Below are 23,491 nucleotides of genomic sequence, written 5' to 3' on the forward strand. Positions count from 1 at the left end.
AGACTTAAATACATTTGAAGTAATCAAAAGGCTCAAGACAGTCCTGACATTTATAAAGTGCTTTACAGGCGGTAGAACTAAACTCTGTTAACAGTCGGGTGTGTCGGCTTTTGCAACGTGGGCACTCAACGCCATCATTTAAATGAACGTGAGTTCCACACTGATGCGCCAACCCTTCAGGTGGTGCAATGCCATAAACTTGCAGTTTCTTTTTACCCGCTTCAGACATCCAGTCTGTGGTCCATGCTTCTGATAAATCGACCATCACTTTGACCGGTGTCAAAGCTTCTGCAGTAAATGCCTCAACAATTTGTGCTTTGAGCATATCTGTTGCTGGGCATCCGCTATATGTCGGAGTTAGACGAACAATAATTTCTTGTTGATCATTAAGCTCTACACCGCGGATCATGCCTAAATCGACAACCGATAAAACCGGAATTTCAGGATCACTTACCGTTTGTAGAACATCCCAACATTGGTCGATGCAATGACGAATCATTTGCATGGCTCACCTCCTTGTCTTACCAGGTCATGCCCGGATAAGTTCTTTGAATACTTTGCATTTCAGCTAACAAATAACCTAAATGCTCAGTATGCAATCCTTGTTTCGCACCACGGCGATAAGCACCGTTCACAGCAACATTCAATTCAAAACGCTTAAGCTCATCTGCAATGGTTTGGTTCCATTGTTCTTTTTCATTTGAAAAATCTGGAATCACACCTTCTGCAACTAATGCTTTTTCGTCTGCACTCAGTTCAAATAATTCAGCGGTAAAGCGCCATAAATTATTTAATCCGTCTTGTACACGTTGATGCGCTTCATCTGTGCTTAAACTTAAACGCTCCATCCAGCTTGTCGAAAAACGAATGTGATACTTCACTTCTTTTAAAGATTTCACAGCAAGCGCACTGACTTCAGGAAGCGAGCTTTGGGTTAACGCCTTAAATAAATGAAGATGGTAATGGTCCATCAACCACTGGCGCACAATCGTTTGAGCAAAATCACCATTGGGTTGTTCGCACAACAATAGGTTTAAAAATTCACGTTCTGTACGGAAATACGCAAGCTGATCTTCATCACGTTGAGCTTCATCATATTGACCAGCCAAAGTCAGAAAGTTTCTTGCCTGACCCAACAAGTCCAAACCGATATTTGCTAAGGCAATATCAATTTCAAGCTCAGGTGCATGCCCGCACCATTCAGCCAAACGCTGAGATAAAACCAGTTGGCTGTCGCCAATATGTAATAAGAATTTAGATAAAACTGAATGATTCATTTGCCATTCCCCTTACATGTGCTCAATGCCGTCTGGGATATGGTAAAAAGTCGGATGACGATAAACCTTGTCTAAAGAAGGATCGAAAAATTCAGCTTTTTCATCTGGCTGTGATGATTTAATCAGTTCTGAACGAACCACCCAAATGCTAATTCCTTCATTACGGCGTGTATAAACATCACGAGCATGTTGCAGTGCGATTTCATCATCAGGTGCTCTTAAGCTGCCTACATGACGGTGGCTTAAGCCTTGTTTACTACGTACAAATACTTCGTAGAGCGACCAGTTGTTTTTATCTTCCATTTTGATTTCCTCAAATTTTTCCATAAATCTTGTTAAGCAACTTTGTTCGCTTCAAACTGCTGTTTTTTCGCGTAGACCACTGCTGCATCACGAACCCATTTGCCGTTTTCCCATGCTTTACGGCGTGCTTCAATACGCTCGTGATTACATGGTCCACGTCCGGCAATTACTTCATTAAATTCGTGCCAGTCAATCTCGCCAAACTCATAGTGGCCTGTTTCTTCATTGAACTTTAAATCTGGGTCCGGTACTTCCAAGCCAAGTTGCAACACTTGTGGCACGGTGTTATCAACAAACTTTTGACGTAATTCATCGTTACTAAAGCGTTTGATTTTCCACGCCATGCTTTGTGCGCTGTTTGGAGAATGTTCATCACTTGGACCAAACATCATCAGTGCTGGCCACCAATAGCGATTTACCGCATCTTGTGCCATCTGTTTTTGTTCTGGCGTACCGTTTGCCAAAGCCATCATGGCTTCAAAACCTTGGCGTTGGTGGAAACTTTCTTCTTTACAAATACGTACCATTGCACGTGCATATGGCCCATATGAAGTACGGCAAAGCGCAACTTGGTTCACAATAGCTGCCCCATCGACAAGCCAACCAATTGCAGCAACATCTGCCCAAGTCAAAGTTGGATAGTTAAAAATTGATGAGTATTTCATTTTCCCATCAATTAATTTTTCCATCATGTCATCACGGTCAGCACCTAAAGTTTCTGCCGCGCTATACAAATACAAACCATGACCCGCTTCATCTTGTACTTTCGCAAGCAAAACCGCTTTACGTTTTAAAGTCGGCGCACGAGTAATCCAGTTTCCTTCAGGCAACATACCTACAATTTCAGAATGGCCATGTTGTCCAATTTGACGAATCAATGTTTTGCGGTAGGCATCGGGCATTTGATCCTTAGCCTCGATCGTAATTTCATTGGCAATATTTTGTTCAAATTTCTGGTAATTGTTTTCCATTCTTTCATTCCCTGTAGGTATCACCCTTGAATCTATTTTTCGATACACTAAAAATAAAGTCAATCACTTTTTTAGTATCAAATTAAATCCACAACAATAAAACATATCAAGTTATTGAAATTATTAATTTTAAACCAATTGTAAAAAACCTTTTTACTTTTATAAATCAAAATAAAGTTGACTTTTAGACAAATTAATCTGAAATTATGAATCATATTTTTGCAGTTTTTATAATTGATGTATCACATAAAAAAGGAGTTTGGTCATGCTTGAACAAGCACACCTAGAAGGAACCTCAACTGACACAGATTTTCAGCAGTCTGAGCATCAACTGCCTCATCTTGCTTCTTCTGTCTATGGAACATGGCATTCGACGGGTGAAGAACTACGCCCTGTTTACCATGCTATTACAGGTGAAGCGATTTATGCTGTAAGTAGTCATGGCATTGATATGAAACGTGTTGTTCAATATGCCAAACAAAATGGTTCAGAACTGGCTAACTGGACATTTCACCAACGTGCAAATGCGTTAAAACAAATTGCCCAACATTTACTTGAGCGTAAAGAAGAGTTCTACAAACTTGCTTATGCGACAGGCGCAACTCGTAAAGATGCATGGATTGATATTGAAGGTGGCATCCAGACGTTATTTGCCTATTCAAGTCTGGTTCGCCGTGAACTCAATGACGAAAAAATTATTACTGAAGACAGCTGGATTCAACTCTCTAAAAATGGCACTTTCGGTGCTAAGCACATTTTAAGCCCTAAAGCAGGGGTTGCAGTTCACATTAATGCTTTTAACTTTCCAATTTGGGGAATGCTTGAAAAGATTGCACCAACTTTACTTGCAGGTGTGCCATGTATTGTTAAACCTGCAACCGATGGTGCCCAATTAACTCAAGCGGTTGTAAAAACCATTGAAGAAACACATGTCTTACCAAAAGGCTCGCTACAACTCATTTGCGGTCAGACTTATGATCTGTTAGAACAGTTAGGCCCACAAGACTGTGTGACCTTTACAGGTTCTGCTTACACAGGCCAAAAACTACGTAACCACCCTCACCTCAATAAATATTCGATTCCATTTAGTATGGAAGCCGACTCGGTAAACAGCGCAATTTTAAGCCCTGAGGCAAATGAAGAAACTGTCGATTTATTTGTGCGTGAAGTCTTCCGTGAAATGACCACCAAAGCAGGCCAAAAATGTACTGCAATTCGTCGTGCATTTGTTCCTGAAAACTTGTTAGCGACTGTGCAAGAGAAACTAACTGCCAAACTTGCTAAAGTTGTAGTGGGTGACCCTCAAAAAGAAGAAACCACCATGGGTGCTTTAGCGAGCATTAAACAAAAACATGACGTTGCAGAAAAGGTTGCCGAACTCAGCAAAGATGCAAAAATTGTTTTTGGTGGCAACGATAGTTTTACATTTAATGCAGATCATCCTGAAAAAGGCGCTTTTTTCGCTCCAACTTTATTGGTGTGCGAACAACCTTTACAAGCAACGAATGTTCATACCACGGAAGCTTTCGGTCCAGTATGTACACTCATGCCATATCAAAACATTGAAGAACTGGCTGATCTTGTTTCACGTGGTGAAGGTAGCCTAGTGGCTTCTGTCGTTAAAAATAATGATGAGAATATTGAACAAATTATTCAAAAAATTGCGCCTTGGCATGGCCGTGTGCATGTACTCGATGCAGAGTCAGCAAAAGAAAGTACAGGTCATGGTTCACCACTTCCACATTTAGTACACGGCGGCCCTGGTCGTGCAGGTGGCGGTGAAGAGTTAGGTGGTATTCGCGCGGTTAAACATTATATGCAGCGCACTGCAATTCAAGGCTCTCCGAATAGTCTGACACAAATTACCCACTCATGGACTGCTGGCTCAAAAGTTAATGAAGACCGTGTACATCCATTTAAAAAGTCTTTTGATGAGTTAGTGATTGGTGAACGTTTATTAACAGCGCGTCGTACAGTCACCGAAGCAGATATTGTCAATTTTGCTTGTTTAAGCGGTGACTATTTCTATGCACATACCGACAAAATCGCAGCGGCCGAGTCTTTCTTTGGTGAGCGTGTGGCACATGGTTACTTCATTGTATCTGCCGCAGCAGGTCTATTTGTCGATGCAGCACAAGGCCCTGTGATTGCCAACTACGGTATGGACAACTTACGCTTTGTTGAACCGGTTAAAATTGGTGACTCGATTCAGGTTGAACTCACCTGTAAACAGAAAACCCCTAAACCACAAAAAGACCCGTCTCAGCCAGCGCATGGCGTTGTGGTATGGGATATTAAAGTCAAAAACCAACGTGGTGAACTTGTCGCAACTTACGACATTTTAACCTTAGTTGCTCGTGAGGCTTAATGTTTAAAATGAGATGGGGTCACCTCGTCCCCATCTCATTTTTTTTAGCACTCAATTGCGTTAACAGCGAGACCACCTTTTGAAGTCTCTTTATATTTCTCAGACATATCTTTGCCTGTTTCCTTCATGGTTTGAATCACTTTATCTAGCGTGACAAAGTGTTCATCGTCATCATGAAGTGCCATTTGGGCTGCATTAATGGCTTTTACGGCTGCAATTGCATTTCGTTCAATACAAGGCACCTGAACCAAACCACCAATCGGGTCACACGTTAAACCCAAATTATGTTCAAGCCCAATTTCAGCCGCATGTTCCACTTGCTCAGGTGATGCTCCTAAAATTTCGGCTAAACCCGCCGAAGCCATCGCACATGCCGAACCGACTTCGCCCTGACACCCTACTTCTGCACCAGAAATAGAAGCATTGAGTTTACATAAAATGCCAACGGCTGCTGCACTTAAAAAGAAACGAACCACTTTATCTTCGGAAAAGTCTTTAGAGAAAGTCACGTAGTAATATAAAACTGCCGGAATAATTCCTGCTGCCCCATTTGTGGGTGCCGTCACTACTCGACCGCCAGCAGCATTTTCCTCATTTACCGCTAAGGCAAATAAATTGACCCATTCCATCGCATGGAAAGTCATCACAATCAGGTTTGAGTTTTTCTTATTTAATAACTTATCGTGAATTTTTTTAGCCCGACGTTTTACGTTTAATCCGCCTGGTAATATGCCTTCATTAATTAATCCGTTGTGAATACACTGCTGCATCACTTTCCAGATTTCCATAATCTTGCTACGAATCTCAGCCTCACTACGCCAGCTTTTTTCATTTTCAAGCATTAACTCGCTCACTGATAAATGATGAGTTCTACATAAGCTTAAAAGTTCAGCCGCACTGTGAAATGGATATGGAACCTTAACGTCGTTTGTTTCAGTTTGGGTGTGTGCTAATTGTCTTTGGCTAACAATAAAGCCACCACCAACCGAATAGTAAGTTTCTGCATATAAAATTTCTTGAGCCTCGTTATACGCAATCAGTTCCATTGCATTGGGGTGATAAGGCAAAGAGTCATCTAAAAAAAGCACATCATGCTTATAGTCAAAAGCAATACTCTTTTGCCGATGAAGCTGGATGGCGTTATTTTCTAGAACATCTTCAATCAAGCTTGTACTTACTTGGGTATCAATATGTTCAGGGTCAAAACCCATTAAACCTAACAGAACAGCCTTGTCTGTCGCATGACCGACACCCGTTGCCGACAGCGAACCGTATAACTTCACCTGAACTCTAGCTGTTGCTTGTAAATCGTTTTGCTTCAATAAATCATCCACAAAACTGTATGCCGCTCGCATGGGTCCAACTGTATGGGAGCTAGATGGGCCGATGCCAATTTTAAAAAGATCAAATACACTAATAAACACGTGGTCCTACCTTCGATTCATTATTATTCGTATGTTCGTCATTATTGTGTCCTTTCGGATAGCTCTAAAATTATCATTAAGCCAAGTACAAATCACGAATAACTCTTCGGCAGTAGCACAAAAAGACAACGGTTGAACAATCACTATAAATAACTTTCTTCACCGCCATAACTTTTGTAGTTTTTATTAACAAATATAAATGTATTAGCGCCTCCTTCCTTAAAACAAGTACAGGAAGTTGTACAAATAAAAAACTACAAATATTAGCCATTAGTCGCACCTCCCTATTTTTATTCATTTTTGCTGGTAAAGTGCTTTACATGGTTTGATACAACCTACTTAACTCAGATGCATAATTCACCTGTTCTTGCATCTGATGTTTTTCTGCCTCTAGTCCGCTAGGGGCTTTTTTTATTATTGATTTAAATACTGATATATTAAATTTCTAGACATAATTAAAGACAAGAAAAATGGATCGAGTATTCAAATTAAGTGTTTTAAGTTGCCCGGTTTTATTATTAAGTGGTTGTATTGGTTGTTATAACCCGACAGGCTGTAGCCGTGATGATTCGCCTTATTTCTATACAACACAAATAACTCAAATCAAAGGTGTAACAGTTCCTGTTGGAACAAAACTGGTTTATAAATCTCAAAAGTCCAAACAGAAAGATGAGCAAACTGCACCACTTAAAGAAGAACATATAACAGGAATAAAGCTACCGAAAGATACGGCTATACTTTGGGGAGGAATGCCTACCAATCATCTCCTTCAGTTTGCTAATCCCGAAATGCAAGGATTTACAGCCTACCGAGCACAAGAAGCTCCAGCTGTATATTCCAATCAATTTTTAAAACTCTGGAAAGAATGTGATAGTGATTTAGATATCTCGATCAAAAATAAAAATGACTGGAGCTTTAACCCTGCAAATATGAAAATTATTGGATGCGGAATTAACTATCAAGAAAGAGCTTCATACAACACCAACAATCCAAGCCAAGACAAAGTGGATATTTTTCTCATCAAAATTAATCAGGCTTTACAGAAGCTGCCACAACAAAAAGAGTATCCCGTTATCCATTATTCCGAAAATTAAAGTAAAAAAGCCTGCATTTTCAGCAGGCTCTTTTCTTTAAAATTTGATTTAGCAAACTTTAATTAAACATATTAACCACAGGTTGCCTGAGTAATTTTCTTAGAAGCAGGATCAATAGTAACTGTAACTCGGTTTGTACGATAATCCATAGTCATTGGTTGACCTGGAGCCACTTTGCGCACAATTTCTGATTTAGTTTTTTGTTTAATTTGATCATCAGTAAGGCCAGATTGACCCACTAATTTTTGAGCTTCTTCTGCTACACAGTTTGCTTGATTATCACGGAATAATTTCCATTCTTCCACGACTTGGCCGTTTGGTAAATGACAATACCCAACCTGACCATTTGCTTCATTTCTAATTTCTAATTTCCCACCTTGTTCAACACAATATTGACTAGCTGGGTTTGGTGAACCAATTTTTGGTGGAGTTGAATCTTTATGTTGTACAGATGAACAAGCCGTTAACGAAACAAGCGCTAAGCCAAGAAAGATAATTTTTTTCATAAATTTTTGCTTCTTAATAAAAAAACTAAAGATATCAAAAAAATTCATGTTTCATGTGTCTTGTTTACAATAAAAAACTCACTTGGGAGTTCTACTCACCATTTCTTTAATTGATTGGAATTTAAGATTTTCCTTTCTAAAAATAATTATCAAAATATTGCGATCATGGCCTTTCCAAAATTCGTGCTCCAGATCCGTCTTGCCCTAAAACATCTTCAGGATTTCTTAATGGACATTGCTCTAATGATAAGCAACCGCAACCAATACACCAGTCCATTTCATCCCGTAACCTCGTTAATTTTTGAATACGATCATCGAGATCTTTTCGCCAATGGCTTGATAACTCTTTCCACTGTTTAGCTGTTAATTTGCTCCCCATAGGATATGCGCTAAGAGCCTCTTTAATTTCATTTAAAGGAATTCCTACTCTTTGAGCAACTTTAATAATCGCAATATATCTTAAAACGATTAAGGGAAAACGGCGCTGATTACCATTGGTTCTTATACTTTTTATCAGCCCCTTCGCCTCATAAAAATGTAGGGTCGAGACAGGAACTCCACTCCTTTTTGCAACTTCACCCACAGTCAAAACTCGACTAGAGTCAGCTTTTTTATTTTCACTTATCATGATTAACCTCAACTTTACTCGAGGTTTATAAGAGAGCCTATTGGTTTTGTCAAATGAAAATCTAAACACCTTAACTGCTAAAAGCCACTTTTATGAGCTTATCGCTCTTAACTTTTCTATAAAAGCTGTGAAAATAAATTTGATACGATTACTAATTCAATTAAATTTATAAAATGAGCTGCCGACATTTAAATTTAAGAAATTAATTTTGTAGGGTACATGGACACCCGCAAATCCAAAACATGTTGTAAACAAAAGGCATTGGTGCTCCTAATGGATAGACCTTAGCTTGTTCGATCTTATAAGTTTTTTTACGTGACTCAATGTGAAGTATATGATCGTAGCGAGCAACTACAATTCCCTTTTTATATAATTTTTTCCGTTCATTCTTTGCATCAAATTTATATACCAAAAAGTAAACTTTTTCTCCTACACTGATCTTTGAATGATTAACCATAATGTAACCATTACAATACTTACATTGCCAATCTTTCATATCTCAAATAATCACACACTTAAATTTAAAAACACATCGAATTTTATAGTATAGATTTATTAAAGCTACAAATCTAAAGAAATATTTTAATTGAAAAAATAAGGTTTATTTGTGACAGACATCACAATAAAAACGTAAAAATTTCAAATTATATCTAGAAACATCAATCACTTACCTAGCTATCTTTTAATATTATTATTTTAAAAAATATTAAATTTATCTATATTTTATATTACTATATAGTATTTCGGTTAATAAATTTAAAAGCGCCGATATAAATAATTTTAATATTTAATAATCTAATTATTTCATTATATTCAACTAAACCACAAATAAAGTAATAAATAAATCTTAAGATATTAAATTAACTTCATGTTTAATTGAAAATAATTCAGTTCACATTATGCAAAATAAAAATATATAATTATTAGAATTACAATTTAATTTTTATTATGTCAACTCAACGTTTAAAATTAGAGCTCCCATCTGGACATGACCAATTATTACTTCATTCTTGCTGTGCTCCTTGTTCAGGAGAAGTTATGGAAGCATTAATTGATTCTGGAATTAAATTTTCAATATTTTTTTATAATCCTAATATTCATCCGATAAAAGAATATCTCATCCGTAAGGAAGAAAATATTCGTTTTGCAGAAAAGCATAATATTCCATTTATCGATGCAGATTATGATACGGATAATTGGTTTGCTCGAGCTAAAGGTATGGAAAATGAACCTGAACGTGGTATTCGTTGTACCATGTGTTTCGATATGCGTTTCGAGCGAACTGCCCTTTATGCACATGAACATGGCTTTAGTCTCATCAGTAGTTCCTTAGGAATTTCTCGTTGGAAAAATATGGCTCAAATTAATGATTGTGGAATTCGGGCAGCATCCAATTATCCAGATATTCAATATTGGGATTATAACTGGCGAAAAAATGGTGGCTCTAGTCGAATGATTGAAATCAGTAAGCGAGAGGAATTTTACCAACAGGAATATTGCGGCTGTGTATATTCTTTACGTGACACCAATCGCTGGCGTATGAGTAATGGTCGAGATCGAATTAAACTAGGCGTTAAGTTTTATAGTAATGCCATGGAAGAAGATTAAATCTTATTCTCCTTAAAAAATTAATTCATTCTAAGCTATATTTATTCCTAATAAAAAAAGGCCACATCTGGAGAATGTGGCCAAAAGGTGTACTGTACTGAGCTTTGATGTTTTTAGAATAATGAAGTTAGCTTAAAATAAGATTAATAAATCTTTTAAATTTAAATTTTTTAAAATTTCATCAAAATATTAAAATCGAATAAATATTTTTCCCTTCCCATTAAAAATAAAATCACTCTAAAATCCAGATATAATTTTGAAAAGTTTAGCTATTTTACTTTTTGATACTGATGGCTAGTCTCTTAATATTTTCCACCATTTCCTCAGGTTGATGTGCAGCATAGCCCAACAGAACTGCTGCTTTTTTCGACTCAAGTTGACAATATCTTGATAGAGGTTGAATCTCCAAATCCAATGCCGAGCAATGAGAAATAAACTCCTGCTCAGTCCATGATGCTTTTAACCAACATATAAGATGAATGCCTGAATCTGTTGGTTGAACATCGAGTACATCTGAAAGGTATTCATTAATAGCGTTAATCAATACTTGTTGACGCTCATAGCATGCTTTTCGAACTTTACGTACATGTCGAGCATAATGGCCTTGTTGAATGAATAAAGCTAAAGCGACCTGCTCTAAATATGAACTTCGCACGTCAGTATAGTATTTAGCTGCACTAAAGGTTTCAATCAATGCTTCAGGTACAACCATGAACCCTAAACGAAACTCTGGAAACATCATTTTGGTAAAAGTTCCAGAATAAATGACTCTTTGCTGCTGATCTAAACCTTGTAGTGCTTGAATTGGGTGCGTGCCATAACGAAACTCACTATTATAATCGTCTTCAAAAATCCATTTTTCTTGTTTGTTTGCCCAATCTAATAAAGCAAAACGGCGAGCTAAACTTAAAGTTCCCCCTAAAGGAAACTGATGTGAAGGTGCTGTATAGACCAGTTTGCTTTTGAAGTAATGATTTGTAATGTCAGAGATTTGCATTCCCTCCTCATCACTCTCGATCAAATTTATCTGAGCCCCAAAACTTCGAAAAATCTTAAAAGCTGCATCATATCCCGGCTCATCCAAACACACTTCATCATTTGCTTGTAGCAAGGCATAGGCTGTTAAATGAATAGCCTGCTGCGTTCCGTTTACGATAATAATTTGCTCTTCGTTGCAGTTCAGGCCTCGAGTGGAGCGAACATATTCACAAATTGCCTGACGCAAAGGTAGATAGCCACGTGGGTCGTAAAATTGACCAAGCTGATAATACGACTGCCGCCAAGCTTGCGTTAATAACTTGCCCCACAGTTGATGAGGAAATAAATCAATACAGCCTACCCCTACATGAAACATCTTTTTCTTTTTACTTAACCATGACTGCTTCCGCCATGAATCCAATAAAGCTTCAATATTCGGATTAATATTTAAGGAACGATGAGTATTTTTAGACGTTTCTTTTGAATTTTTTTGAACGTGTATTAACTGATCTGGCACAACCTCAGCAACATAGGTACCCGAACTTGGTTTGGTAAATAAATATCCCTCATCCAGTAATCGTTCAAGAGCCGCCAATACAGAATTTCTTGAAATTGACATCATCTCTGCCAAAGCACGACTTGAAGGTAATTTTGTTCCGGCAGTTAACCTTCCATCTAAAATGGCATCACGCAAAGCCGTATATAGTCCATCTTTAATCTGGCCTTTTGGCAAAATTAAATGTGGAAAAGATGCAGAAATCGGAGCTGCCATATCAAAACTGGTACTGTAAAAAATATCAAAAGTGTATCTTATAAAAATACCACTATCAAAACTACACTCTAGTTGTCGATTTTTTATTACTTTAAAACAGAGTGTAATTATTATGCAAAATCAAGATCTTCAAATCGTTCCTGTTCAGCAGCAAGATTATTCACAATGGGAAAAATATTGGCTTGCTTATCAAAATTTTTATCAAGTGAATTTACCCCTTCATGTCACAAAAGTAACATGGGAACGTTTCTTCGATGAAAATGAACCTGTGTACTGTGCCGTTGCTAAACAAGGTGAGCAGGTTTTAGGAATTGTGCACTATGTTATTCATCGTTCAACATGGGCAGAAAATAATTACTGTTATCTAGAAGACCTTTATGTTTCACCTGAAGTTCGTGGACAACACATTGGTAAGCAACTCATTGAATATGTACAGAAGCAAGCTATCGAACACAACTGTGACCGTTTATATTGGCATACTCAAGAAACCAATCTAACAGCGCAAAAGCTTTATGACTGGATTGCACAAAAACCAGGAATTATTGAATATCGTATGCCTTTGAATTAAAAAGATGAAAACACCAAAAGTTGGAGTCTTTTGGTGTTTAAATTTTAGTACGAATACGCTGAATCACTTTGTCATTAATAGTTGAGCATTGATTAAACGCAGCAAAACTCTTGAGCTCTTGTTCCAGTTCGAAGAAGAAGAGCTCCTTATTTTTTACTGTTTTTTCTAAATGCAGACTAATCACTTCTAATTCTTTGATAGAACGATGCGCTTTACAATCTACTCGGCCGACTAACTCATCTTGATATAGGATCGGCAAGCAAAAATAACCATATACACGTTTGGCCGCTGGTACATAGCATTCAATGCGGTAATCAAATTCAAATAAAGAAGCTAAACGGTCACGATGAATAAGAGAATTATCAAAAGGTGAAAGTATTTTTAAACCGAAATCAGTACTAACCTTTTGTTCCATTGCAGCAACATCAACATATAAAGTTTGACCATTCTCAAGTTTAATTGCTGATACAACCCCTGCATCAATATGCTCTTTCAGAATGATGCGCATAGTTTGTTTTAGATCATTTTTCTTTAGATGAACTAATTGTTTCCATGTAAATGCACCATGCGCTCGAAGCGTATTATTAAACAAATACTGCGCATATTCATAAAGCGTAGGCATACTTAAATCAATATTTTCAGGCAAGCAGCGCTCGGTCAAATCAAAGACCTTTTCCATTCCGTTACGCTCACAGATCATCAGGTCACCCTGCATATATAACTGCTCAAAAGCACGGCGGCCTGGTCCGGTATTCCACCAGTTTCCCAAACTCTTTTTATTATTCTTATCAATATCACGGAGACGAATTTTTCCTTCAGCACGAACACGTGCCAAAATTTCATTCATAAGGTGTTGATCACCTCTATTGAAATAACGGCTTTCTCCATTTCTGACAGACATCATGGCAGGCAATGTATAGCGATAATCTTTCATAGGAAGATAAGACGCCGCATGATACCAATATTCAAAGATCTGCCGCTCACCAACCAAACTATTGAGATGACTTAGCTCATAATCAGGTACTCGGCTCCACAATATATGGTGATGAGCTCGCTCTACAACCGATATGGTATCAATCTGCACATATCCTAAATGCTCAATCGCCTGTAAAGTTCCGTCCATACCTTTTGCAAATCGACTGGTTTTTCCTAAACCTTGATTAAATAAAGTGAGCTGTTTCAAAGAAGAAGTCATAGAAAATCCTTAATTTCTTAACTTATATCATTCGAACTTTCAGCAATCAGTTTTTCTGCCATTTCTTGAGTTTTTCTTAAGCCTGGCATACGGAACTCGGTATGCCCATAATCTTGGATAGATTTCCAACGTCCACCCCAAGTCAAACCAACCGATTCGGCGACTTGCCCATATAACCGATAGCCTTGCATTGCCCACGGATCTCGCTCAGAAATAACCACTTTCCCATTTCGTTTAAATGCTACATCAGCAGCTAAACCAAATTGGTGATAACTTTGATAACCTCTCGCTCTAGTCGTATTTGGATTGCCCGCCAACATATTCTGACGTGCTGGGCTACGATAACCTTCTAATAGAACTAACTCATAACCATACTGTTCTTTCATGATTTTAAAGACCATGAGTAAACGCTGTTTATATCGTGGGTTCATTTTGTCCCATTTACGATCAACTAAATTTGTATCCAAAATAGCTCGACCATCGAAACTGGCGTTATCAATCGGTGAAGAATTAATAGCGCCACTATTTTGAGACGAATATTGCTGCTCTAACTGCGTGGCCTCAACAATTGCGGCTTCAATTAGGCTTTCATCTACTTCTGGCGGTGGTGATAATATTTCACCATTTAAAAGTGCATAAATTTGAGGATCTGTTTTTTTCAGATATTCAGCTTCAATTCGGGTTGAACTAATCGGACGAGTAAAAGCAAAAACTAATATACTGGCAAACAAGAAAAAGCCTGCAATTACAATCCACCATTGTTGTAAATACCAATGAGATTGTAATTTTTCAGGAGCAGCTGCCTGATTCATGGTTTGAGCAAATTGTTTAACCTGATTAAGCTGTTTACGCCCTTGGGGCAGTAATGACAAAACAAAATCTTTGCTTCTACTCCTGAGTTCATAAGACATTAAAAACGCTAAACCAATTGCCAAACATGTAAAGCAAAAGAAAATGAGAAAGATCATCATCAGTTCATTAATTCACGGCAAAAGGACTTCGTGTAATTTTAATATCTACCGATGCCTTAGGTGGCTCAACCTCAGGTTCTGGTTCGGCTGGAGCTTTACTCTCAACTACGGGTTTAGCCTGCGCCACTTGTTGTTGCGGTGGCTTACTCACAGGTTTTTGCTGAGCTGGCTGTATTTTGGGTTGAGCCGCTTTAGCTGCACCTGTCTGTAGCTGAGGCACAATCTGAACTTTCTTTTCACCTGTTAGCTGCTCATCAAATGGTGAAACTCGTTGTTCATTCGTAGCAACAGCTTTATGTGGAACAGGTTTAAAAATATTGCTTAACTCATTATCTTTTGGTTGTTCAAAGCCATCACGACTCATTGAGTCCGTTTCGTTGTCTTGACTTACAGCAACCTGATTTTGTTCATCTGAAGAATGTACAGCATCTTGATTTAAAATTTGCTCTTCCGTTGATTTACTCTCAATTTCTGCTGATTCTGGCGAACTCGGTTGAGACAAGAACAGGAATAGCGAGATGCTGACAAACACCCCTGCAATCACACCAATCACAATATAAAGTACTGGTGATTTCGGCTTTTTTTTATTCGATTGTAAAACTCGAATAGAAGTTGGTTTTTCCTGAGCCATTTCGTTCCATCATCAAGGTAAATAAATTGTAATATGTGCTTGCTCTTGAGGAGCAGAAATCACATTTTGATAGTTAGATAATGCTTTATCATTTTGATTGTTCAGCATAAATCTTAAACCCGCAAAGGTAAGTAATGCAAAAATCAATAAAAAGATCAAAATCCAAAAGAAAGGTACTTCGCGATGAATAATATTTCGTATTTGATCGGGAATTGCCGAGAACGGCGAAAACGCAACTTTTTTCCCTTTTAAATAGTCAATTTCATCACCCACTCTTGATACTAGGTGGTTGAGACTTTCAATAGATTCAATTCGGTACTTACCCTGAAAACCGAGCAAAAGGCAGTAATGAAATACTTCTAAAGCAGCTAGACGTTCTTTTCCACGACTTCGCAATTGTTCCAATATTTCAAAGAAACGATAACCTGCTAACTGAGAACCAAACAAGCTCAATTGCAATGGGCTAATTAACCAAGCATTTTGCAAATTAAAATAGCTTGGGTCCTGTTGCGTTACGATAGTTTCATCAATCAAAGCACAAAATGCATATTTAGCATCATGAATATCATCAGCTGAAAATTGCAACTTTTTAGCTTGTTGCTCAAATTGATTGAGTAAATTTAAGATTTTTTCACGAAACTGCTGGGCATCTGCTGGCACGTACTGATTTCGAATCAAAAACACCAAATAAAAGCCATCATGCAATAAATCAATAAGATTGATTGCCTGTAGTTTTGCCTGAGACTGGCTATTATTGTTCCCACCCGTTCCAATTTGCCCATCGTCAAATAAAGAAGGAGCACCTGTGGATTGTGACATTTTTCTCTCCTTTACCCTTAAGCGTTCATAACCGCAATCAGTTCAATACTGATATCTTGGAAGCCAGCCGGAACATAAATACAAATCGTCTCTGAATCTAACATGCGTTGGTATAATTCATGATGGGGTTCAACTTCAAAATAGCTCACACCAGAACGTACTGGGATCGCTGTTGGAACCTGAATCAAGTGATGCAATGGAATTGCAGGTAATGCTGCAACTACACGTTGCTCTACATCTAAAGTGCTACCAATCTTGAATCGTAAAGGTACAATCTGGATTAACTCATGTGTCTGCATTGCGCTACTTGATACTGCAATATAAAGTCGAGTGTCTCGCGTAATCTTATCGGTCTCAAGACTTCCCACCCAATATGAAGGGCGGATTTCTTTAAGTGCAATACTGATGTAACGGCTCGAAATAATCGTATCGAGTAAATCACGTAGAATCGTGTCTAACTGCGAAAAACTTTCTTGTAAATTATGGTGTTTATAGGCAGGCAACTGGTCGACATCATACGCCGTCGAGAAGGTTAATAAAGAACCTGCTAAACGTAACAATTCGAAGAACAACCGTTCTGGATGGATTTGTGGATATTGCACAAAATGATTCAGGCCAGCATGAGCTGTGTTTAAGGCATTTACTAACCAGAATGAAACGATATCACCTGAACGGAATTCAATTAACTTCTGTTCATTTTCTCGGTTATTGGTTTGAATCGTCTTAATTTTTGCCTTAATAACATTGAGTGTTCTTTTTAAGTTTGAAATGAGTGATTCAGAGGCATCCACATGCAAAATTGGCGGAATAAACTTTCGATCAATTTCAAAAGCGCCGGAGCTTTGGCGCTTAATCTTTCCAATCGGCAGATATAAGAAACCATCTAGATTGTGGTCTGGATTACTATGTACATCTAATAATTTAAAAACAGCACGTCGGCGTAGCAAACTAATATCTGCTTCAGTAGCATTAGTAAATAGATCATGCGTTTCGACAAGGTGAGATTGATATCTACCCTTTTGCGCTTGGTTTTGATCAATTAGATTTTGCTTATTTGCTTGTAAAAGTGGCAATGCTAAATAGATTAGCATCTCACCACGTAAATTAAGATCGTCTAATAAAATTGGTTCAGGCAATAGATCATATGCGGGTGCCTGATAAATTTCACCGTCTTGCCAGATCATCTCTACAGACTCAAGAGCAAGGATATGCGTACTCAACTGAGCCTCATCGAAACTCAATTTTTGAATACCATACGAAAAAGGTACAACTGCGCGAACCGTATGATTTAGGCGTTGTTCATGATACGTATCTTGAATTTGGAAATGTTGAGGTCTTAAAAATAAACCTTCGCCCCACAGGACTTTTTCAGCTTTAAACATATGTCTTTACCAATCTTTATTCATATTCATTTTTAGGCTGCACACCTAACATTTCCTGAACCATTTGTAATGGATGCTCATCTTTGATGACTTGCGCTAACCATTCATGTAATGGCATTTGACTCCATTTAATCGTTTTTTGAAGCATATAGCTCACAGGGCTATGAGGTTCATTTGCTTGGAAGTAATCAGCGATCTCTTGCAGCACTTTCATTGCTTGCTCACGGTTAGCCAAGTGCGTTTGTGCTTGGGGCTGAAAAGCTGGCTGATCCGAAACAACTTGTACAGGCACTTGATTTTCCATAGATGTACTCGTGATAACAGTAGCCTGTTCTTGGATTGGCGCAAGCCCAGTACCAAAAGCTTCTGCTTTATAAATCTTACGCAATGTGCTGTGAATAGTCTCAAATGCCGAATCAATAGCAGCAAAACTCGGCGAATCTAATCCCATTAAATGATCAAGAGTCTGTTTTAAAACATCCCACTCGGTTAAAACTGAACTAAAATCTTGATAATTAGAGTATTGAAAAGTTTTAGAAGTATTAAAAATGGCTTGGTCGAATTGTTCTAATTCAGATGGTCCCGACTGGCTGTCATACTCTTCAGTTTGTTTACGGCGAACATTTTCATGATATAGAAAATTATCGTAATCAAGCAAATTATAATAAGGAGCTGTATTGGTTAAAGAAACTTTCTTTAACAACATCGGAAGTTGATTAATTAAACCCTGTAATAAACCAATGCGTTGATCTAAGTCATCATCTTCAATAACAGGGTGAATTTCCTGCCAGTATTGATTCAGCATGGTATGGCTTAAAGTTAAACCTTTAGCCATACCTTCAAAACCATAAAGATGAGTCCAAGCCTCTAAGAGCCAAGTTAATAGACGAATATCTTTCGTTTTATCTTTTAGCAAAACACTTGTGTTCTTTGCTACAAAGTCCCAATCGGCTTGTTTGCGCTCAGCAACCCAATCACCTTGATCTAGTAATAGATCATCTTGTGTTTTCGCTTTTTTTATTTCATGAAATTCATTTGAAAACGAAAAGTCATCACCACAAGGTAAACTATCACTAATGGGTTCGAGTAGTTCAGAAATATCAATATTCATCTAATTTTAGCTCTATTCAATTTTAAACTTCTGACTTCAATTTTTTACTAGTCCTTTTTTTAGCAGCTTTTACAACTGGGTCTAGTACATATTGAATTTCGTCATCTTTAGCATCAATCATGATAATTTTTGGTAGTTTTTGCTCTGCTAAAGCCACCAAAATTTCTGTAGCCAATGCAGGTAACACTGTAGAATTTAAAATATTATCAACGTTACGCGCACCACTATCGACTTCTGTACAACGGCTTAAGAGGAGCTCTACCAAATCTTCAGAATACTGGACTTGTGTACCGTATTGTTTCTCAATTCTTGCTGTGATTTTGCCTAACTTATGCTTAATGATTCGTACAAGTAGATCATCATGCAGTGGGAAATAAGGTACAACTCTCATTCGGCCTAAAAATGCAGGCTTAAATTGTTTATATAAACTTGGTTTTAAGTGCTCAATTAACTCTTCAGCTGTAGGCCACTCTTCTACAGGTCTATTTAAGCAAGCCTGCATAATGGCACTTGAACCAGCATTTGAAGTTAACAAAATAGTCGTGTTTTTAAAATCAATTACTCGTCCTTCACCATCTTCTAAAGTACCTTTATCGAATACTTGATAGAACAGTTCCTGAACATCGCTATGAGCTTTTTCAATTTCATCAAGCAACACAACGCTATATGGGTTACGGCGAACCGCTTCTGTTAAAACTCCACCTTGACCATATCCGACATATCCTGGAGGTGCACCTTTCAACGAAGATACAGTATGGGCTTCTTGATATTCAGACATATTAATTGTGATTAAGTGCTGCTCACCACCATATAACTCATTTGCCAAAGTTAATGCAGTTTCAGTTTTACCGACACCACTTGGTCCCACCAAAAGGAATACACCTTGTGGCTTATTGGGATCTTCAAGTTTTGCTTTTGAAGTTTTAATCCCTTGAACTAATTGTGTGAGTGCATAATCTTGCCCCATTACACGCTCGCCCAATTTATCTTCAAGCGTTAATATCTGTTTAATTTCATCATTGACCATTTTTCCAACAGGAATACCAGTCCAGTCAGAAATAATTTCATTAATAATTTGAGAGTTTACTCTTTCAAATACTAATGGTTGCTGGCCTTGAATATCGGCAAGATCTTTACGCAGCAGATTAATCTGATCGAAAGCTTCAGACTCATTAGCATGATTCTGTGCTTCTAACTCTTGAATTTTATGAACAAGTTCTAATTCTTTTTGCCACTGCTCTTCGGTTTCATGGATCTCTTTTTGCAGAGATTCTAAATTAGCTTTTAAAGCTTCCAAGCGTTCATGATGAATTGGAATCTGACGATGTTCATTTTCTAAAATTTGCTGTTCAAGCTTTAAGTTATGCTCTTGGGCCTTTAATTGATCAAGCTTTACAGGTTGAGCATTTTGAGTCAAAGCAACACGTGCTGCAGCCGTATCAAGCACACTAATTGCTTTATCGGGAAGTTGGCGACCACTAATATATCGATGTGAAGAATGAACCGCAGTAACGATCGCCTCATCATCAATTTGCAATTTAAAATGCTGCTGCATGACAGGAATCATCGCCCGCAACATATCTACTGCAACTTCTTCGGTTGGCTCTTCTACTTTTACTACCTGAAAACGTCGGCTCAACGCAGCATCTTTTTCAAAATATTGTTTATATTCTGCCCAAGTAGTTGCAGCAATCGTACGCAACTCACCACGTGCAAGTGCTGGTTTTAAAAGATTTGCAGCATCATTTTGCCCTGCTTGCCCACCTGCACCAATTAAAGTATGCGCTTCATCAATAAATAAAATAATAGGATGAGTAGAAGCTTGAACTTCTTGAATAACCTGTTTTAAACGGTTTTCAAACTCGCCTTTAACACTTGCACCTGCCTGTAAAAGTCCCATATCAAGCACATGTAAATGTACATTTTTTAAGGCATTTGGTACTAAACCTTGAGCAATTTTTAAAGCCAAACCCTCCACTACAGCTGTTTTACCAACACCTGGCTCTCCGGTTAAGATCGGATTATTTTGGCGTCTACGCATTAAAATATCGAGCATTAAGCGAATTTCATATTCACGACCAATAACTGGATCTATACCGCCTTTTTTCGCTTTGTCAGTGAGATTAATCGTATATTGGTCAAGTGCAGGTGTTTTAGCTACTTTGGTATTTGCTACAGCTGTGTCTGTAGGTTCAGCTTGATCAGAAGATGTCTTTGTTTCATCTTGTTGTTCAACACTCTTCTCACAAATTTCAAGAAACTTATGTTTCATTGAGTCAATTGGTAAAAGGTCAAATAAACTCGAAGCTCGAGTGGCAATTTGATATAAATCAGGCGCAGTTAATAAAGCAACTAATAAATGACCACTACGAATAACTGGATTTTGTTCAGCCGAAGCTAATAACCAAGCTTGTTCAAACAAACGGACAATAGATTTAGCAAAAATAGGAGTTCGAGTATTACCTTTTGGTAATTGAGAAATTGTTTCTTTTAAATCATCAGCTAAAGCTTCAGATGAAATTTTATATTTCTTTAATAAAATTTTTAAATCATTCTCTAAAGATTGATTAAGTAATTCTAAAAATAAATGCTCAATTTCAATTTCGTAATTTTGTTGAATAACACAAGCATTAGCCGATTTTTCTAAAGCAGTTCGTGCAACTGTAGAAAGTTTTGTAATTAAAATTTTTAAATTACTCATCATTACTCTCAATATTTTTAAATAATTTAATGCTTAAAATCATAATGCCTGTATATTAACAAAATTCAGCTTTATCAGACAAACTACTCATCATTTCAAGCGTTAATATGTTTTAGTAGATATTTATATCTATATAAAAATATCTCTACCCTTATCCTTGATTAACTAAACTCTGTTTTGGCAATAATTTACAGCCACATGATAATGAATCATTTACACGTGCTGCAGATTTTCCCATGACAAGCATATTTGGGTCACCAGATACAATCGTAGAAACCGTTTTGTGTAACGGACAAGTTGCCTTATCTCCTACACAGGCAATTGCAATTCCATCAATTAAAAAAGTACTGTTTCCTGAAATGACTTGCCCTCCACCAGTTGTTGGGCATCCAATCGTAATGTAAGGGCTAGCCATGTTCTTCTCCTTATATTTATAGAACAGTAAACTCAATCCGACGGTTTTTCTTTCTTCCTTCCGGAGAAGTATTATCTGCAACTGGCTTAGATGAACCTAAACCTTCAGTAGATAAATGGTCGGCAGGAATACTCTTACTAATCAAATAGTTTTTAACTGCTAATGCGCGGTCTTGGCTAAGTTTTAAGTTTTTAGTCGCGTCACCAGAACTATCTGTATGTCCTACGATTTTGACTTTTTTACCACCTACTTTGTTTAAAGCAATAGCCATCTCGTCAAGAATTTTTTGACCCGCATCAGTTAAAACTGCGCTACCAGATTCAAACTCAATAATTCGATTTTTAAGTGCATCATCAATAATTTTCTGCTCAGCCTGATTGACTGATAACTGTGAATACAGTTGGTACGGTGGCTGCACTAATCCTTGAAAAGATTGAATTGTAGGCTGGATATCTGCTGGATTTAGCATTTTTCCACTCAACTCAAAACGTGTACCGTTTACACTCAACTTGCCTTGTGAAACCTTTTTAAGATCAGGAGTAATCACTCGAGTTACGGAATCACTCCATCCATTTGGAGCAGCTACGGGTCTCACTTGTATTTTATCTACAACCTGATCAGCACCATAAACAGATTGCATTTTTAATAAGATGGCCTGTTTACTTGCCTCATTAGGAACGACTCCTTCTACAACAATCGGCTGAGCTAAAGCATAGTTAGCGATTGCATAGATAAAACAGCCTTTTATGAGCTGTGAAAGTTTACTTTGATATCGTTGATTCATTGTTATTCACCCAAAAAAGTCTGTCTAAATAGTTTTAAACCTTGATTTAAACTTAATTGGCGTTGGCATAATGATTGTTCTAGCGTAGCTAAACCAGCATTCTGCTCCAAATAAGTATCAATCCATTGTGCTTCTATTAAAGAAACCCAGTGTTTACTATCCATATTCTGAGTAAAAATATCGCTAAGGGCTAAAATATCAGCTCCTTGAAAACCGAAGAATAATACGGGTTGCTCTCGATGTAGCAAACCTATCAGCACCTCAGTATTATGTTCTTTTAAAAAACGGCAAATAATACTGACCCAAAATGCTGCTATTTCATAACTGTAAGCAGGATTATTAATAGGTAAAATTAAAACTTTATTTAACCTACTGGTTCCATTTTGTAAAATTGGCTGTAGCAATAACCCCAAACCAATCATACTTTGAGCTAATTCATAAATACTTAACTTCATTAACTGTGCAAATGAGTGCATCGTATGATTTTCATAGAAACCTACACATTCACGTTCAGTTAAAACCTGAATTTGATTTTGTAAGTGACCTAATTTTCCAAGTAACAGATCGGAGTCTTTAATTACTTTTAAAGCACGATTGTTTTGAAATAAATCAACGAGTACATGTTTATAGCTATAGGGCGCATACAACAAATTATCATACGGTAAATCAATTTCTAACAAATGGCTCAGTACCATTGGAAAAGCTCGGCCTGAACTATCTTCACTTGCGAGTAGATTCGCCGCTAAAAACATATTTTCTTTCGGATTCGCAATAAAGAAATCCAGTGAAGGTAACGTGTTATAAGCTTCTTTAAAGCTGCCTGATTGCATTGCATATTCCAGTGCTTCAGTAATCCACTGATCAAGCAACTGTATTAAAGCATTCTGTCCTTTTGTTTTTAAAAAGTCGCCTCGTGCAGGACTTTTGCCGTAATACAAAGGAGTTGTTTTTAATGTTTGCATTATTGCTCCTCCTTTCGCATAGA

23 protein-coding genes are annotated in these 23,491 nt (G+C 37.5%); 4 read left to right on the top strand and 19 right to left on the bottom strand.

Translation table 11 applies throughout. From position 1 onward, the window contains the following. Positions 1 to 4: 4 nt before the first annotated feature. The 4 genes from paaD to paaA are packed head-to-tail and all read right to left on the bottom strand — an operon-like array spanning position 5 to position 2,551. A complete protein-coding gene (gene paaD, locus AW165_RS11100; RefSeq protein WP_005070011.1) occupies positions 5 to 505 on the bottom strand; it encodes a 1,2-phenylacetyl-CoA epoxidase subunit PaaD in 501 nt (166 codons plus the stop codon). A 16-nt stretch (positions 506 to 521) separates the two neighbouring features. After that, the gene (gene paaC, locus AW165_RS11105; RefSeq protein WP_060465856.1) at positions 522 to 1,277 is read right to left on the bottom strand and encodes a 1,2-phenylacetyl-CoA epoxidase subunit PaaC; all 756 of its coding nucleotides are present in this window, start codon (positions 1,275 to 1,277) and stop codon (positions 522 to 524) included. 12 nt (positions 1,278 to 1,289) lie between these two features. Continuing rightward, positions 1,290 to 1,580 (bottom strand): 1,2-phenylacetyl-CoA epoxidase subunit PaaB, encoded by a 291-nt coding sequence (gene paaB, locus AW165_RS11110; RefSeq protein WP_000389648.1) that lies wholly within the window; start codon positions 1,578 to 1,580, stop codon positions 1,290 to 1,292. A gap of 32 nt (positions 1,581 to 1,612) precedes the next feature. Further along, positions 1,613 to 2,551 (bottom strand): 1,2-phenylacetyl-CoA epoxidase subunit PaaA, encoded by a 939-nt coding sequence (gene paaA, locus AW165_RS11115; RefSeq protein WP_039765472.1) that lies wholly within the window; start codon positions 2,549 to 2,551, stop codon positions 1,613 to 1,615. 265 nt (positions 2,552 to 2,816) lie between these two features. Here paaA and paaZ point away from each other — a divergent pair, with 265 nt between their 5' ends. Continuing rightward, the gene (paaZ, locus tag AW165_RS11120) at positions 2,817 to 4,919 is read left to right on the top strand and encodes a phenylacetic acid degradation bifunctional protein PaaZ (protein WP_060465857.1); all 2,103 of its coding nucleotides are present in this window, start codon (positions 2,817 to 2,819) and stop codon (positions 4,917 to 4,919) included. A gap of 44 nt (positions 4,920 to 4,963) precedes the next feature. Here paaZ and AW165_RS11125 read toward each other — a convergent pair whose 3' ends face one another. Further along, positions 4,964 to 6,343, bottom strand: a complete 1,380-nt coding sequence (locus tag AW165_RS11125) for an L-serine ammonia-lyase (protein WP_060465858.1) — start codon at positions 6,341 to 6,343, stop codon at positions 4,964 to 4,966. A 470-nt stretch (positions 6,344 to 6,813) separates the two neighbouring features. Here AW165_RS11125 and AW165_RS11130 point away from each other — a divergent pair, with 470 nt between their 5' ends. After that, a complete protein-coding gene (locus AW165_RS11130; RefSeq protein WP_060465859.1) occupies positions 6,814 to 7,437 on the top strand; it encodes a hypothetical protein in 624 nt (207 codons plus the stop codon). Between the two features lie 71 nt (positions 7,438 to 7,508). Here the strand turns inward: AW165_RS11130 and AW165_RS11135 are convergent, their stop codons facing one another. From AW165_RS11135 to AW165_RS11145, 3 genes are all read right to left on the bottom strand, one after another. Then, positions 7,509 to 7,943 carry an I78 family peptidase inhibitor gene (locus AW165_RS11135; protein WP_031947948.1) on the bottom strand — a complete coding sequence of 145 codons (435 nt, stop codon included), beginning with the start codon at positions 7,941 to 7,943 and terminating at the stop codon, positions 7,509 to 7,511. Positions 7,944 to 8,106: 163 nt separating this feature from the next. Then, on the bottom strand, positions 8,107 to 8,571 hold the full coding sequence (gene soxR, locus AW165_RS11140; protein WP_060465860.1) for a redox-sensitive transcriptional activator SoxR: 465 nt from the start codon (positions 8,569 to 8,571) through the stop codon (positions 8,107 to 8,109). 202 nt (positions 8,572 to 8,773) lie between these two features. Then, complete coding sequence (locus AW165_RS11145) at positions 8,774 to 9,067, bottom strand: hypothetical protein (RefSeq protein ID WP_060465861.1); 294 nt, start codon at positions 9,065 to 9,067, stop codon at positions 8,774 to 8,776. A gap of 452 nt (positions 9,068 to 9,519) precedes the next feature. Between AW165_RS11145 and AW165_RS11150 the strand changes: the two genes are divergently transcribed. Next, on the top strand, positions 9,520 to 10,179 hold the full coding sequence (locus tag AW165_RS11150) for an epoxyqueuosine reductase QueH (protein ID WP_060465862.1): 660 nt from the start codon (positions 9,520 to 9,522) through the stop codon (positions 10,177 to 10,179). A gap of 274 nt (positions 10,180 to 10,453) precedes the next feature. On the opposite strand, the gene AW165_RS11155 is transcribed toward AW165_RS11150, so the two are convergent. After that, positions 10,454 to 11,929 carry a PLP-dependent aminotransferase family protein gene (locus AW165_RS11155; protein WP_060465863.1) on the bottom strand — a complete coding sequence of 492 codons (1,476 nt, stop codon included), beginning with the start codon at positions 11,927 to 11,929 and terminating at the stop codon, positions 10,454 to 10,456. Between the two features lie 112 nt (positions 11,930 to 12,041). On the opposite strand from AW165_RS11155, the gene AW165_RS11160 reads away from it, so the two are divergent. Next, positions 12,042 to 12,497, top strand: coding sequence for a GNAT family N-acetyltransferase (locus AW165_RS11160; protein WP_060465864.1), 456 nt, complete (start codon positions 12,042 to 12,044; stop codon positions 12,495 to 12,497). Positions 12,498 to 12,534: 37 nt separating this feature from the next. Here AW165_RS11160 and AW165_RS11165 read toward each other — a convergent pair whose 3' ends face one another. The 10 genes from AW165_RS11165 to tagF all read right to left on the bottom strand — a co-directional run bounded on the left by AW165_RS11165 (position 12,535) and on the right by tagF (position 23,468). Continuing rightward, positions 12,535 to 13,692, bottom strand: coding sequence for a winged helix-turn-helix domain-containing protein (locus AW165_RS11165; protein ID WP_060465865.1), 1,158 nt, complete (start codon positions 13,690 to 13,692; stop codon positions 12,535 to 12,537). A 17-nt stretch (positions 13,693 to 13,709) separates the two neighbouring features. Continuing rightward, positions 13,710 to 14,663, bottom strand: coding sequence for a M15 family metallopeptidase (locus tag AW165_RS11170; protein ID WP_060465866.1), 954 nt, complete (start codon positions 14,661 to 14,663; stop codon positions 13,710 to 13,712). 7 nt (positions 14,664 to 14,670) lie between these two features. Then, on the bottom strand, positions 14,671 to 15,294 hold the full coding sequence (locus AW165_RS11175; protein WP_060465867.1) for a hypothetical protein: 624 nt from the start codon (positions 15,292 to 15,294) through the stop codon (positions 14,671 to 14,673). A 12-nt stretch (positions 15,295 to 15,306) separates the two neighbouring features. Then, positions 15,307 to 16,113 (bottom strand): type IVB secretion system protein IcmH/DotU, encoded by an 807-nt coding sequence (gene icmH, locus AW165_RS11180; RefSeq protein ID WP_002114531.1) that lies wholly within the window; start codon positions 16,111 to 16,113, stop codon positions 15,307 to 15,309. A 17-nt stretch (positions 16,114 to 16,130) separates the two neighbouring features. Beyond that, a complete protein-coding gene (gene tssK, locus AW165_RS11185) occupies positions 16,131 to 17,495 on the bottom strand; it encodes a type VI secretion system baseplate subunit TssK (RefSeq protein WP_005076735.1) in 1,365 nt (454 codons plus the stop codon). Between the two features lie 16 nt (positions 17,496 to 17,511). After that, positions 17,512 to 18,606: a type VI secretion system protein TssA gene (gene tssA / locus AW165_RS11190; RefSeq protein ID WP_060465868.1), complete on the bottom strand. Its 1,095-nt coding sequence runs from the start codon at positions 18,604 to 18,606 to the stop codon at positions 17,512 to 17,514. Positions 18,607 to 18,628: 22 nt separating this feature from the next. Continuing rightward, positions 18,629 to 21,310 carry a type VI secretion system ATPase TssH gene (gene tssH / locus AW165_RS11195; RefSeq protein ID WP_081410634.1) on the bottom strand — a complete coding sequence of 894 codons (2,682 nt, stop codon included), beginning with the start codon at positions 21,308 to 21,310 and terminating at the stop codon, positions 18,629 to 18,631. A 148-nt stretch (positions 21,311 to 21,458) separates the two neighbouring features. After that, positions 21,459 to 21,722: a PAAR domain-containing protein gene (locus AW165_RS11200; protein WP_004793184.1), complete on the bottom strand. Its 264-nt coding sequence runs from the start codon at positions 21,720 to 21,722 to the stop codon at positions 21,459 to 21,461. A 16-nt stretch (positions 21,723 to 21,738) separates the two neighbouring features. Further along, positions 21,739 to 22,506, bottom strand: coding sequence for an OmpA family protein (locus AW165_RS11205; protein WP_060465869.1), 768 nt, complete (start codon positions 22,504 to 22,506; stop codon positions 21,739 to 21,741). Between the two features lie 2 nt (positions 22,507 to 22,508). Next, positions 22,509 to 23,468, bottom strand: a complete 960-nt coding sequence (tagF, locus tag AW165_RS11210; protein ID WP_060465870.1) for a type VI secretion system-associated protein TagF — start codon at positions 23,466 to 23,468, stop codon at positions 22,509 to 22,511. Positions 23,469 to 23,491 lie beyond the last annotated feature (23 nt).

It is taken from the genome of Acinetobacter sp. LMB-5 (assembly GCF_001541635.1).
In the GTDB taxonomy this organism is placed as follows: Bacteria; Pseudomonadota; Gammaproteobacteria; order Pseudomonadales; family Moraxellaceae; genus Acinetobacter; species Acinetobacter pittii.